Origin of the sequence: Rhizobium sullae (assembly GCF_900169785.1) — a bacterium.
GTDB lineage: Bacteria > Pseudomonadota > Alphaproteobacteria > Rhizobiales > Rhizobiaceae > Rhizobium > Rhizobium sullae.
Map to the genome: position 1 here is coordinate 1 of NZ_FWER01000043.1, position 12,234 is coordinate 12,234.

Annotated in this window: 14 protein-coding genes and 1 pseudogene; 7 read left to right on the forward strand and 8 right to left on the reverse strand. The window is 59.4% G+C overall.

Annotated features, from left to right (window positions below):
* The 3 genes from BN1800_RS28325 to BN1800_RS28335 all read right to left on the reverse strand — a co-directional run.
* Positions 1-1,003, reverse strand: a 1,003-nt coding sequence (locus BN1800_RS28325) for an SH3 domain-containing protein (protein WP_179213913.1), incomplete at its 3' end; no start/stop codon positions are given.
* Positions 1,004-1,089: 86 nt separating this feature from the next.
* The gene (locus BN1800_RS28330) at positions 1,090-2,811 is read right to left on the reverse strand and encodes a tetratricopeptide repeat protein (RefSeq protein ID WP_087002208.1); all 1,722 of its coding nucleotides are present in this window, start codon (positions 2,809-2,811) and stop codon (positions 1,090-1,092) included.
* A 95-nt stretch (positions 2,812-2,906) separates the two neighbouring features.
* Positions 2,907-3,218 (reverse strand): hypothetical protein, encoded by a 312-nt coding sequence (locus tag BN1800_RS28335; RefSeq protein ID WP_425299073.1) that lies wholly within the window; start codon positions 3,216-3,218, stop codon positions 2,907-2,909.
* A 176-nt stretch (positions 3,219-3,394) separates the two neighbouring features.
* On the opposite strand from BN1800_RS28335, the gene BN1800_RS28340 reads away from it, so the two are divergent.
* Positions 3,395-4,189: a hypothetical protein gene (locus BN1800_RS28340; protein WP_087002210.1), complete on the forward strand. Its 795-nt coding sequence runs from the start codon at positions 3,395-3,397 to the stop codon at positions 4,187-4,189.
* 15 nt (positions 4,190-4,204) lie between these two features.
* Entirely contained in the window at positions 4,205-4,519 is a 315-nt protein-coding gene (locus BN1800_RS28345) for a hypothetical protein (protein ID WP_179213914.1), read from the forward strand.
* 61 nt (positions 4,520-4,580) lie between these two features.
* Here BN1800_RS28345 and BN1800_RS28350 read toward each other — a convergent pair whose 3' ends face one another.
* The 4 genes from BN1800_RS28350 to BN1800_RS28365 all read right to left on the reverse strand — a co-directional run bounded on the left by BN1800_RS28350 (position 4,581) and on the right by BN1800_RS28365 (position 6,726).
* Positions 4,581-5,006, reverse strand: coding sequence for a hypothetical protein (locus tag BN1800_RS28350; RefSeq protein ID WP_143534121.1), 426 nt, complete (start codon positions 5,004-5,006; stop codon positions 4,581-4,583).
* 78 nt (positions 5,007-5,084) lie between these two features.
* Positions 5,085-5,360, reverse strand: a complete 276-nt coding sequence (locus BN1800_RS28355; RefSeq protein ID WP_087002214.1) for a hypothetical protein — start codon at positions 5,358-5,360, stop codon at positions 5,085-5,087.
* Between the two features lie 2 nt (positions 5,361-5,362).
* Positions 5,363-6,115 (reverse strand): hypothetical protein, encoded by a 753-nt coding sequence (locus BN1800_RS28360; RefSeq protein WP_087002216.1) that lies wholly within the window; start codon positions 6,113-6,115, stop codon positions 5,363-5,365.
* Complete coding sequence (locus BN1800_RS28365) at positions 6,115-6,726, reverse strand: hypothetical protein (RefSeq protein ID WP_087002218.1); 612 nt, start codon at positions 6,724-6,726, stop codon at positions 6,115-6,117. Before BN1800_RS28365 ends, BN1800_RS28360 begins: the two co-directional genes overlap by 1 nt.
* Before the next feature lie 450 nt (positions 6,727-7,176).
* On the opposite strand from BN1800_RS28365, the gene BN1800_RS28370 reads away from it, so the two are divergent.
* The 4 genes from BN1800_RS28370 (at position 7,177) to BN1800_RS28385 (ending at position 10,215) form a co-directional block, all read left to right on the forward strand.
* Complete coding sequence (locus tag BN1800_RS28370; RefSeq protein ID WP_087002221.1) at positions 7,177-7,761, forward strand: SLATT domain-containing protein; 585 nt, start codon at positions 7,177-7,179, stop codon at positions 7,759-7,761.
* Positions 7,761-9,077: a reverse transcriptase domain-containing protein gene (locus BN1800_RS28375; RefSeq protein ID WP_087002223.1), complete on the forward strand. Its 1,317-nt coding sequence runs from the start codon at positions 7,761-7,763 to the stop codon at positions 9,075-9,077. The genes BN1800_RS28370 and BN1800_RS28375 overlap by 1 nt, the downstream gene beginning before the upstream one ends.
* A gap of 494 nt (positions 9,078-9,571) precedes the next feature.
* On the forward strand, positions 9,572-9,817 hold the full coding sequence (locus BN1800_RS28380) for a hypothetical protein (protein WP_087002225.1): 246 nt from the start codon (positions 9,572-9,574) through the stop codon (positions 9,815-9,817).
* Positions 9,818-9,837: 20 nt separating this feature from the next.
* Positions 9,838-10,215 (forward strand): hypothetical protein, encoded by a 378-nt coding sequence (locus BN1800_RS28385; protein WP_087002227.1) that lies wholly within the window; start codon positions 9,838-9,840, stop codon positions 10,213-10,215.
* Positions 10,216-10,609: 394 nt separating this feature from the next.
* Here the strand turns inward: BN1800_RS28385 and BN1800_RS42875 are convergent.
* Positions 10,610-10,714, reverse strand: a pseudogene (locus tag BN1800_RS42875) (SOS response-associated peptidase); the annotation flags it as partial.
* Between the two features lie 354 nt (positions 10,715-11,068).
* On the opposite strand from BN1800_RS42875, the gene BN1800_RS28390 reads away from it, so the two are divergent.
* The gene (locus tag BN1800_RS28390; RefSeq protein WP_087002229.1) at positions 11,069-12,232 is read left to right on the forward strand and encodes an MFS transporter; all 1,164 of its coding nucleotides are present in this window, start codon (positions 11,069-11,071) and stop codon (positions 12,230-12,232) included.
* Positions 12,233-12,234 lie beyond the last annotated feature (2 nt).

A 12,234-nucleotide genomic window follows, 5' to 3' on the forward strand; every position in this document is an offset into this window, starting at 1 on the left:
CGAAGACGAGGAGTTCCGCTGGCACGTCCGAGTAGAAAACCTTCGGCACGCCGCTCTCGCCGAACTTCGTCGCGGGCAGGGCGGCCTTCACGTCCTTCCAGGCGTCGTCGTCGGGCAGGCTGGATAGCTGCGGAGGAAGCGTCTCGGCTTCCGTCCAGTCGCCATCGAGGCTCGTCGACTTCAGCCAGCTCTTCTCGTCACGAAGGTAGAAGGTCTTGTCTGCGTCGGTCCGGAAGACGTCCCAGTTGGTGTTGACCACGAAGGAAAGCCCTTGCACGCCCTTGGCTGGGGACACCACCGCCTTGCCGTCGGTCTGCACGAGGATCGCAGGCGTCTCGCTGGTGAATACGGGCGGCGGGTCAGCCTTCAGTCCCGAGACGTCGTTCAACCGCTTGTAGTCGGCGAGGCTCGCCGTTAGGCGGTCCTGCGAGACGGTAATCGGATCCGTCGGCATGATCTTGCCGACGCCGAGGGCGAGCTTCGAAAGCTGCTCCTTGTCGAGCGTCGAGAAGTTCACTTCGGTCGGCTGCACGTCGGTCAGGACGACGTTGTCCGTCTCGTCGTCGGCGACCGTCTTCGCGGAGATGCCGATCACGCCGTAGACGGGCTGGGCGTCCTTCGAGGTCTTGAGTTCGGCCGCGACGAGCGCGTCAAGCTTTACGAAATCCGGCCAGTCGACGACCTGCGGCTGGAACAAAGTGAGCGTCGCGCCGCTGTCGGCCGTGAATGTCCTCGGCCACGAGGGCGTGTCCGCCGCCGACTGGCTTAGATACCGTCCGCTGACGAAGCCGTTCTCCTTGCCGAAAGCGACCGCGCACCATGCGCCGCTGGCGTCGCATTCCTTGAGATCGACCTGCCCGCCCTCCGGAACCTTTCCGACCGCTGCGAAGCCCGTGCCCGGTCCCGCGCGAAGATTGACCCCCGTCGTGACGAGCGCCGGATCGGCAAGGACGTTGCCCGCGAGGAACGTGGAGGCGACTAGGGAGACAAGCAGCTTTCGCATCGTGGCGGCCCTTCGACATCATCGCCCGCAGTCTGCGGACCTTGCGAAGGAATGCCATCGGAGGCTTCCGGACAAGGATGTTACTGTTACATCGGGTCGTTGCTGACGACTTCCGGCGCCTTCAGGCCGGCTTCCTGTATGCCCATCCTGAGCGCCGCCTCGAGATCCCGGTCGTAACGGGTGCCGGAGAACATCGCGGATACGGTACGGTCGAGATCGGGGTGCTGCAGCCTCGCCGCGGCGATCTCCTTGTCGGTCACCGAACGATCGCCGATGCGAGCGATCGCCGCCAGCTTCAACACCGTCGTCGGCGTGTCGGCCGCGGGAACCTGTCTCGCGAGGAACACCGCCTGCGCGTAGTTCCCCTGACGGTAGGCGTCCAGGATCATCACGAAGCTCGCGTCCCGGATCGACTGCCCGGCGATGTCCGCCGCCTGCGAGGCGAGCCGTAGTCCTTCCTCCCAGTGGCCGCTCAGAAATACGGCCATGGAAAGCTTGGCGAGAAGATCCGCGTTTTCCGGGTTGAGCGCGATGCCGCGCCGTCCGGCGGCGATGGCCATCTCGTTCTGTCCGAGCTGATACTGGGTCGCCATCTGTGCGAGCGCCGCTCTGGGCGACGACGGCGAGACGGTGGCCGCCCTGTTGGCGAGATCGACGCCTCGTCCGAAGTAGCTGTCGTCTCCGGTCGTGCGGCCCGTCCACAACATGACGCGCGCGAGCGTCGCCATCGCGTCGGCGTCCTTCGGGTCGGCGGCGATCGTCGCCTCCAGGCACGGCCGGGCGGCCTTCAGCCCCGCAAGGTCGCGAAGCTCGACTGCAAACTCGCCCCGCAGCACGCAGATGTTGCCAACTGCCGTCTGAGGCAGATTGCGCCTCAGCTCGATGGCGTTGACGATCCCGGCCGGCCCCGCGAGCCTGCGCGACACGCCATAGACGAGGTCGCGCATCGCATCGTCGCGTGATCCCGAGGGTGCCGGACGCCGTTCTTCGTCGGTCCAGACCGCCTCCCCGGTGCCTGCGTCTAAAACCTGCCACCATATCGAAAAGGAACGTGAGTCCTCCGCGTAGCGCATCTTGATGTCGTAGACGCTCTGCTCCGCCGCGTCAGTGCGCGACCGCATCGCTATCGCATCGGATGTGAGACGAACCGTGCCAAACCGGGCGAGTGACACGGCGAGGTCTTCGATGACCGCTTCCCCGTCCGCCTTGTCCTTTTGAGCCGCGTTCACCGAGAGCGCGACGAAGGGCTTCCGCGTATGCAGAACCGCCGGGCTACCGGCGCGATAGGCGAGCACCCCCGTCACTGCGAGGGCGGCAAGTACTGCTCCTCCCATCACTGCGTGTCGCAATCTCCTGCCGTAAGCCCAAGGGGCCGCTTTCGGCGTGCCGTCCACAGGATGGCTCGCGTCCTCGAGTTCGCAGTCTTCTTCGGGATCGGGCGTGTGATCGCGTTCGACGAAGATCGGGACGTATCGCCCGCGCGGGATGTCGAGCCGTGCGCCCGGCTCCTCGGCGATCTGCTCGTAGTATTTCTGAAGGGCCTCCCGCAGACGCGTCGCCTCGATGCGGACGATCGGATCGGACGAAGGATCGAACGAGGCCGGACGGTTGAAGACGTCGATGGCTATCGAATAGGCTTTCACCGCATCGCTGCGGCCCTCGAACCGGGCGTCGACGATGTATCTCAGGAAAGCCCGGTGGCGGTCCGATACGTGAAGCCTTGGATCGGCCAGCAGCCGCTCCGCTTCCATCCGCGCCTCGTCTTCACAGACTATACGCGCCCCACTGCTCACGCCGTTCGCTGCCATTCCGCACCTCACGCCCGTCCGCCCATAAGCAGTGGCAAATGTACGCTAGCGGACCTTAGGTTGCAACCTGGATCCGCCACATCATGAGCGAAATGTTAGAAGCGGGGTCTCGCGACCCGTGCACGACACCTGGCGACGACGTCGGCTTCCAGGGCCCGACACACGTTTCGGTATTCCTCGACCAGTCCATGCTCGCCGTCTGTCGCGCCTTTCAAGAGGCGGTCGAGCGTGGTCGTCGCATCTTCGTAGGCTTCGCAGAGGGGCTCCAGCCCGGCGTCCTTCTGCCAGAGCAGTTGAAGCTCTGCGCGCAGCGAAGGCAGGCGGAGCATCAGCTTCAACAATCCGCGGTGCGCGGCCTCCCTGGCGGTGCCCATGGCGTGCAGGCGTTCCTTTCGATCAGGATGCATGCGGACGAGCGAGGATAACGCCCTCGACCATTCTCACTCCAGTCAACCGCTAAAAGCGAGAATGTTACAGTAACATTCTGGACGCCGCCGGGCTTGGCTGGACCTTGTTACTGTAACAATCTGTGAGCTTGAGATCCTTTGTGCTGGATTGCGTGCCATCGAAACGGGAGGCTCTCGTGCGCCTGCGTATTTCTCCGACCCTGGCGATCTTGACGCTGCTGGCCGCTCCCGCCATGGCGCAAGAAGCCCACGACGCGGTCAACGAGGCGAACAATCCTCTGACGCCGAAGATCACGATCAATCTGCAGGACTATTACATACCGAGCTTCGTCGGTACGCCGGGCGATCCGGAGGCGAACCAGTTCCTGCTGCGCGGCCTCGTTCCCTCCGACATGTGGGGACTACCGCAGCTCCTGCGCTTCACGCTCCCCATTGCGACGTCACCCGACGTTCCGAGCGGATACGTGACCGGACTCGGGGATCTGACCCTGATGGACATCTTCATTCTGCCGAAGCACGGCGACGTCACTTTCGGCGCGGGGCCGCTGCTCGTCCTGCCGACGGCGACCGACGAATCGCTCGGCAGCGGAAAGTGGCAGGTCGGCGCGGCTGGAGTCGTGGTCGCGCCGCAGAGCTGGGGCCTGCTCGGCGGCCTCGTCACCTACCAGACTTCATTCGCCGGCGTCGACCACCGCGAGGACATGAACCTTCTAACCTTCCAGCCAATCCTGAACATAAACCTGTCGGACGGGTGGTATCTCAGATCCTCGGCGACTTGGAACTTCAACCTCGAGAGCGGCAACTCCTACGTTCCGGTCGGCGCGGGCGTCGGCAAGGTCTTCCAGCTCGACAAGGGCGTGACGATGAATGCCTTCGTCGAGCCGCAGTACACGGTCTGGCACGACGGCCCCGGCGCGCCGCGCTGGCAGATCTTCGCGGGCGTCAACTTCCAGTTTCCAATCGGCAGATAACAGAAGGCTGAAGATATGAAAGCGCTCCTTCTCGCCACCTTCGCCACGATAGGGGTGGCGCCGTTCGCGCTGGCTGCCGACGATGCAAACGTCGCGGGCATCAGAGGCCGCGTCGTCGAGCGCCGCGCCATCGAGGCCGTCAACTGGGGTATCCCCGTCGTGAACTTCGACCGCATGCTGCAGGCCTTCAAGGAGAAGGGCGGCGGCTTCAACCAGATCGCCTACTGGGGCGGTCTGTTCGATTGGAAGAACCAGACCCTGACGCGCAATCCCGACACCATCTATTTCAAACCGTTCTACGACACAAAGACTGCCGGGCCAAAGGGATGATGCGGAGTGCACTCTCGCCGCGCGCCCTGCCTTGCTTAGCTAGACCGCGGCGACGGGCAACCTAGACCCGCGCCAGGAAGGCCGTCATTCGATTGAGTGTTCGCAGATTGAATTTATGGGACGCCAGTTCGTCGAACCGGAAGACCAGGCTGTCGAGCGTATAGCTGGCACGACGAAGCCACTCATCATCGATGATGACCCGGCCCGTGCTCGAGATTTCCAAAGGGACAGCGATCTTCTTCGTTCTCGAGCTGAAGACCTCGTTCGCGACGCAATCGTTATGGGCAATCAGATTTCGGACTTCAGACGCCACGATCGTCGTCTCGAAGACATCCTCATTTGGGAAGATGTCGATGCCCGTGCGGGACGGAATGAATTTACGAAGTTCCGACAGAGGCTTGTACGAAAGCTCGCGAACCTTCTTCTCGACGATGTGCCAGACCAATTCCTGATAGTTGCCAACCTCGATGATCGTCGCTACGTCCACGGTCCCTTCGGACTTCAGCATCTCCGGCCGAGCTAGAAAGACGTCCCTGAGTATGGTTGTGAGATAGAGGTCGAAAGACTAGATGGCTCGCGACAGCACGATCTGATACATGAAGGAACCGTGCCGACTGGACTCGTAACGGAGCACCTGTAGCCCTTTATCACCCTCGTCGTCTTCGGCGATCGGGATCATCCGCCTGAGCTCGGCCGACGTTTTGACGAACCCGAAGTAGAAGGCCACGAACTCGCGAAGCTCCATGATCCTCGCCATGTATGTCAGGCACGGCTCCGTAATGTGATCCGGCGGCTGCCTGAAACCTTTCTTCGTCGAGTCTACTTCAATTCCTTCGCTCATCGTCACACCAAGGTAAGGACGACGTTGTTGACCAGGTCGGTGATGACGTCGTCAGCCTGAGATTGTTGGATAGCCACCTGCGAGGGATGAGCCGCCATGTTCCTCTTCTTCAGCTTCTCCCGGAGAATGTCGGTGGTGTTCTTGGAAAACAGCGAGGCATTCTGGCAGACGTCGATGACCTCCGCTTCCTTCAGCTCCTCGAAATGCTCGACAGACGACATTGCGAGGCCGGCCTTCTTCGGGAAACGTCGTGGGATCGCGGCGTTGAAGTCCGCAAGCCGCGTCGTGTCGGCCATGACCCATCTCAGAAGATGATCGAAGGCGAGGTTCCAGGACATGACGATGCACGCACGGAAGGCCTCTGCTCGGTAGCAGGCGAGCGCTTCGCGAAGAAAGGCGCGTTCGGCAATGTCCGGCACGCGGTCCGGGAGATCGGACAGAAGCTTGCTGACCTGGACCACGCTCTGGTGCACGCCGTACTTCTTGTCGAGTTCCGAGCGCACTCCGCGCGCCAACCGATATCTGCTCCGCTCCTTCAGAAGCTCCGGCGGCTTCGCGGCCGCCATTCGTGGAAGGTAGACTGATACGTCCGGCGACGTCAGGTGGAGCTGCTTGAAGCAGGCCCTGATGGCTTCGTTGTCGAAGGAGGCCAAAGCCTTATGCACATGAAGATACCAGCCGAAGACTTTGATCTTGTGCTTCGGCGAGAGCGCGTCGAATCCATCAACCTGCTGTACAAAATCGGCAAGCAGCATCAATCGCCGCCCGAGAGCATCGCCTCGACCTCGGCGATCCCGAGGTGGTTGATGGCGTAGTGGCCCTTCTCGGGAACCGTCATGTATTTCGTGAACTTCAGATCACGAAGCGGCTGGGAGAAGTCCGGGATGCTGGTGGGCCACTTCAAGGTCCGAAACCCGGTGTAGACGTGGGCCGCCGTCACCGCCGGCGTCTCCCGGTGCTCCTTGAACCAGGCCGCTATGAGCAGGTAACGCTTATTGTTGCTCTTGGGATTCGCCCCGTGGACGTAGTTTGCCAATGAAGTGCCGGAGGTCATGTCGATCTCGAGCACTTCGGGGGCAGGCTTGGCAGCTCGCTGAACCTTCGGCCGCGGCGGCCGCACGGGCGTCTCGATCTCGACGACCTCGGCTTCTTCCACTTCGTCGTCGCCGTCGATTTCTGCCTCGCGAGCGACGGCCTTGACGCTCGGGCCGGCAATGCGCTGGGTCGTCGCTGGAGACGATGTCTTGAGCGCATTCTGGATCGCCTGGGTGATCTGCCCGATATCGCCGTCAGCAATCTCCGCCTCGACCATGATGAAACGGATCTTGGAGGTTCCCCCGGTCTTTCCTGTCGTGCCCTTGGCCATGCAATTCTCGCTAGATTAATTGAGGCGAATCACTGCAACAAACGTATCTGGTTCTTGCCGTTTCGCGGTAACACGAGTCTTTGCTTTTACTTGGTACTCCACAGGATTCGACACAAATTGCCGTATATTTTGAACAATTCGCGGTGCGATGTGAGGACTCGATTCTTTCGACTTAGAAGTGCGAAGCGACCGGAAAGCTGAAGGCATTCTCTTGCCTGTCCCGAACTCGGCGACTTGCTGTGAGCAGAAGTCATCAGCCAGTTGAAAAAACCTACAACTACAGTTAGATCGTTTGCGGTGCGGGCGGAGCGGGTAAAACCGCTGGCTCAGCTTGCTGGGTTCTGGTCACAAAGGGGCGCGTTCTGCGCGTTGGCTTACGGCTACATTCGATCGAGTGTTTAGTTGCTTTGAGTTTTTGCGTCCGCACCACTTCACTTCTTGCGAGAAAATATGACGCTTCCTAGTCCGAGTACGATCAACGACACGATCTGGATAACCTCCCGAGTTCGAATGATCGCAGAGCGCAAGGCTTTGCGGAACCAGAACATTTCCTACCTGGCAGTCACTTACTATTCTGTATTCTCAGTCATCCTTTCCATCTTCGAGACCTTCTACAGCGTTCCGTACCCGGAACTCGGCAAGCTGAACCTGGCGTCGTCAGTGGTCGTGCTTGTCGCGTCTCTCGTTGCGGGCGGTTTCCGGATTGAGGCTCGGGCCACGTCATTTCGCGAGTGCTATCTCAAGCTGCAGAAGCTTTACGACGAAGACCTCCCGGACCAGGACAAGAAGCTTCTCTACCGGGACATCCTGCTCGACTTCCCGAACCATTCGAACCACGACTACACGGACCTTCTCGTCAATCACATGGTCCTTGAAGGGAAGGAGCTCACCAATCACGGCAAGCCCCTAAAATGGACGTGGTTCCAGTTCCTTTCCTTCTTCGGGCGGCGAATCATTTACTGGTCGATCATCGCCGCACTGTTCCTGGTTCCCGTGGCCTTCCTGGTCTGGCCGTTTCTGCACGGGCGAGGTTGATGCAGGCCAAAGAGAAGTTCGACGAGCAGTTTGCAATCGAGACCCTGCGGTCGATCTTCGACGAGCGAATTGCCGCATCCGGAACGATCGGAAAGGACGGTATCGACCCCGGAGCCTTCCAAAAGAACATCGATGCCGAGCTGGCGCTCATCAGGAAGCGGGCGTACGCCGAATCCTACCGATTCACGCCCTTCAAGCAGCGTCTGATATCGAAGGGAGCGGGCAAGGCTCCGCGCGAAATCGCGATAGCGGGCGTTAGAGACCGGGTCACCCTGAGAGCAGTCACGAACGTGCTGATGCACGTCTTTGATGACGCGAAGCTCGCTCCCGCCCACTTCATCATCAAAGACCTGTTGGAGTTCGTGCGGCCGCTGGGGGACGATCACGTCTTTCTGCAACTGGACGTCCAGGACTTCTATCCGAGTCTCGACCATCAGCTCCTGCTAAAGCGCATTCGGACGCGAACCCGATACAGGTTATTCACCTCGCTGGTGGACGCTGCGGTCAAGACGCCGACCGGCGACGGCAAGAAGGCGAACGATGTCGGAGTTCCGCAAGGACTCAGCGTGTCCAACATCCTCTCCTCGATATACATGATGCAGATCGATGAGAGTGCCCGAACCCGCTTCCACTATTATCGGTACGTCGACGACATCCTTGTAATATGCAAGGCATCCGACGCCAAGCGGCACTTTCGCTGGCTGAATGGCAGGCTTTCAAAGGTCCATCTCACATGTCATCCGCTCATCGAGGGCAGCAAGTCGAAGATCGTCCCGCTTTCGACCGGCGTCGACTATCTCGGGTACCATATCACGCCGAAGCTCGTGTCCGTCCGGAAGAGCTCTTACCGACGGATGATGACGACCATCATGTCGCTCATGACAAGCGCGAAGTACCGTGCCAACCACAAGCGCCTGCTAACGAAGCTTAACCTCAAGATTACTGGATGCATTCTCAACGACAGGCGCTACGGCTGGATGTTCTTCTTCTCGATGACGCAGGACCTGAAGCAGCTTAAACGGCTCGATCGCTTCGTCTCCCGCTTGTGGAAGAAGCTCGGCATGACCGGGCAGGGCAAGCCGAAGACCTTCGTGAAGACCTACCATGAGATTCGTTACAACATGGGGAAATCGAAATACATCCCACGGTTCGTCGACTATTCGCTCGAAAAGAAGATGCAGTTGATTGCCGATCTACAGGGCGTCGAACTCGACAGCATCAAGGACTGGACGGAGGATAAGATAAATAAGATGTTCTGGCGTCTGGTAGGAAGGGAGGTGAGCGAACTCGAGAAGGATCTTACGCCCGTTAGCTGATCGTGCCGCGCCCCTTCTTGTATTCAAATGCTGTCAATCCAGCGCGTCAAATCCCGTTTGTCCTCGATGACGCCCTTTGCAGGTCGAAATCTCCCGCCGCAGGTCGCTCGTGAGTTTTCCCGTCTCGCCGTTGCCTACCGTGAATTCACCGTCTGAAGCCTCAGGCCTTAAACTCGACGCGTTCGCTAAATCCGAAACGAGTCCGCTCTTATGTGTCGCTCTAAAAACAGTGAAGGTTGGCCCATATCTGGAAAATGCGCGCGTTGAGAATAAAGATAAAAACCGGAGTGCTGACCCCAATTTGGAGCACTCGTGACCCCATCCCCATGCAGTAATGACACCTAATACCCCATCGCCGTGAAATGTCGCGAGGCCCAAAAAGAACCCCGGCGAACACACCGGGGTCGAGGTTACCATAATATGTCCGGTCGGTAACACCGCAGTGTCCTTCGTTCCGTCTTCGTTTAGAACTGTAGCGGCGCTGGAGAATCGACGTGGACAAGTTCCAGAAAAAGCAAGAGGACTACCAGAAGCATCTCGACAAGATCTGGAGGACAGCGATCCACGAAGCCTTTGGCGATGAGGTGCCTCGGTCGCGAAGCTGGTCTAATCCCTACGATCTCGCCGACGTCCTTCGCCATTTCATGGAGGGAAACTACTCCTATCTGACGCCGGACGGCCATCTTCCATTAATGGGCGTCAGCATTCATGAAGATGGAAACGGCTCCTCTTCGATCTGAGCGAGACCGGCCTTCCCGAGATGCTCCTTGACCGAGCGACGTTTGAATACATAGAAAAGGAACCAATCGAATCCTTCTTCCTGCTCGACTTGAAGAGCATGCCGCCCAGCGGCGTCTACGACGAAGTCCGCGACAACGAACAGGTCGTTCGAGTGGATGGGGTGGACTATGACTATTCTCTCGCCGAGCACGGTATAAGGGAGCACGACGAGGAGGGGAACGAGATCCCGCTGCCCGATGACGCGAAGACTGTTCTGCGCCTCCTCAATGGGAAACTCCTCATAGTTTCAAAAGGCAGCATGTGGAACCATTCCAACACGACGTGGGCAGGTATCCACGCCACAATGTCGCCTGAAGAGATCCGTGTGGACATAGAACGGGTTTTGGAGAGGACGTAGACCGCAACGGCTCGGTTTCCAGAGAGTCACCATTCCTAGTTAATCTGTATGTCCCACTCAATGCGCCGGGTTGGCGCGAAGGGGACGCTAGTGGCTTCCGGACATCAGCCGCTGCCGGGGCGATACGCCCACGTCGTGCCACGGATGAAGACCTTGCCGCGGCGAAGGACGACCTGAACGGCATGTCGAGAAATTTATGCGGAACGGTGGGCGGGGCCGAATCCTGTGTGGAGTGAGCTGAAGCAGGCATTCCAGGAGGTAGGACGATGCACAAGCAGATCGAGCGTCGGGAGTGTGCCCGGTATCACCGCCCGCTGATTTCTCCGGTTGATTGCAAGCGAAATAAAAGGATTCCTGGTTGCAAAATCAGCGACGACCAACCACCTTGTCATCAGTCAGGGTTCATCTGATACCTTGGCATCAGGTTGATCATGCTTTCGGCATCGATCGCCCATTTCCGGACTCAGTCTATGTCGTCCATACGGTAAAGATCGCACAAGCCTGCCACCTCCCGTCGGTTGGATGCGCAACGTAGCCGACCGATTTGAAGCTGCCAACATTGGATCTGAGGATGCCCCGGCCCGGCGACAACTGTCGCGCGACTGCGAGGAGATATATGCTCGTCTTGCAAACTTAGAGTTTCTTGCTCGCACATACGAGGTTTGTTAGCTTCGCACACTGCAATATGAAGCACCCGCAGGAATACGGCACGATATATATTGGTGTGGCGGACAATTGGGCGCCTACATTCTCGCGAAACAAGTGTCGCTTAGCTGCTTTGGAGCGATGTTACCAACATCGCAGCAATATAATTCGATAAATTTCTAAAGTAATTGTGTTGGGGGCATTGGGTATGAGTCCGACTACGATATTCGGAGCCATCATCATCGGGACTGCATCGCTGCTGTCGCTTGGAGTGCTTCCAATCCTCCTTGGCGGGCTGAACGATGCAGGCCTATTGAGCAAGGCAGGCATCGGCCAAGCCGCGACGCTCGAACTGTTCGGTCTGACATTGGGCGCAACTGTTGGCGGCTACTGGATGGCGCGCGGCGCCATGCGCCTGAAGACCGCAGCGACCGCGCTCGGACTGGTGGCGGTCAACGTTGCGAACGCACACGCTGAAACTACAGCCGCCGTGTTGCTCGACCGGGCCGTCGCCGGCCTTCTTGCGGGACTTCTCTTTGGAGCGGCGAACGCGATCATCGTGCGTTCGAACAATCCCGACCGCCTTACCGGAATCCTCTGCGGCGCATCTGTGGTGCCCCAGATCGGACTTGCCTATCTTTTCCCCGTTGTTTTGATACCGACCTTCGGGGTGGCGGCAGGGCTTTACGCACTCGCCGCCGGGGCGTTGATTGCAGCGCTCTTCGCTGTCACCCTGGTAGACAAGGTCAGCGTCTTGGAGCGCCCAGAGCGAACCGGATATCGTTTCAGCGGAGCGGTGATGTTGTTCGGGGGCGCAACAGTCCTTCAAGCCGCTGGGCTTGGTGCGGCTTGGACCTATATCGAGCGCGTTGCAACTCAGCACGGTTTAAGCCCTTCCGTGATAGGCTTGGCTTTTTCGGCCAGTCTCGCCAGCCAAGTGGCCGCATCGTGGCTCTCGGCCTTGCTCGTTCCGAGCATGGCAAAATGGCCGAGCCTTTTAATGCTTGTACTGATGCAGGCAGGGTTCATCGCGCTCGCCATCCTCACCGATGCACCGACGGCGTTCATAGTTGCGATCTGCCTCTTTGCCAGCGCCGCATGTGCGCTGCAGGCTTTTCAGATGGCCGAGATCGTCAGGCTTGACACGACACGAAGAGCGGCCATCCTCATCTTGCCGATGATCCTCTTTGGCAACGGGCTGGGTCCATTGATCGCCTCGTTCGCCACGACGGAAGTCGATGTGCTCGGCGGCGGCTGGGCCGCCGTTGCCATGACCGCTGCATCGCTCCTTCTCTACGTCGCGTGCGCCTCGTGGTCCACACGGCAAAGGACTGCCGCCATGCTTGAGACGACATCCACGATGAGGCATTAGCG

What these genes read in the sequence shown, in the direction of transcription:
- BN1800_RS28330 (WP_087002208.1), bottom strand. Translation starts at nt 2,811, where the DNA reads ATGGCAGCGAACGGCGTGAGCAGTGGGGCGCGTATAGTCTGTGAAGAC.
- BN1800_RS28335 (WP_425299073.1), bottom strand. Translation starts at nt 3,218, where the DNA reads ATGCATCCTGATCGAAAGGAACGCCTGCACGCCATGGGCACCGCCAGG.
- BN1800_RS28345 (WP_179213914.1), top strand. Translation starts at nt 4,205, where the DNA reads ATGAAAGCGCTCCTTCTCGCCACCTTCGCCACGATAGGGGTGGCGCCG.
- BN1800_RS28355 (WP_087002214.1), bottom strand. Translation starts at nt 5,360, where the DNA reads ATGAGCGAAGGAATTGAAGTAGACTCGACGAAGAAAGGTTTCAGGCAG.
- BN1800_RS28360 (WP_087002216.1), bottom strand. Translation starts at nt 6,115, where the DNA reads ATGCTGCTTGCCGATTTTGTACAGCAGGTTGATGGATTCGACGCGCTC.
- BN1800_RS28365 (WP_087002218.1), bottom strand. Translation starts at nt 6,726, where the DNA reads ATGGCCAAGGGCACGACAGGAAAGACCGGGGGAACCTCCAAGATCCGT.
- BN1800_RS28370 (WP_087002221.1), top strand. Translation starts at nt 7,177, where the DNA reads ATGACGCTTCCTAGTCCGAGTACGATCAACGACACGATCTGGATAACC.
- BN1800_RS28375 (WP_087002223.1), top strand. Translation starts at nt 7,761, where the DNA reads ATGCAGGCCAAAGAGAAGTTCGACGAGCAGTTTGCAATCGAGACCCTG.
- BN1800_RS28385 (WP_087002227.1), top strand. Translation starts at nt 9,838, where the DNA reads ATGCTCCTTGACCGAGCGACGTTTGAATACATAGAAAAGGAACCAATC.
- BN1800_RS28390 (WP_087002229.1), top strand. Translation starts at nt 11,069, where the DNA reads ATGAGTCCGACTACGATATTCGGAGCCATCATCATCGGGACTGCATCG.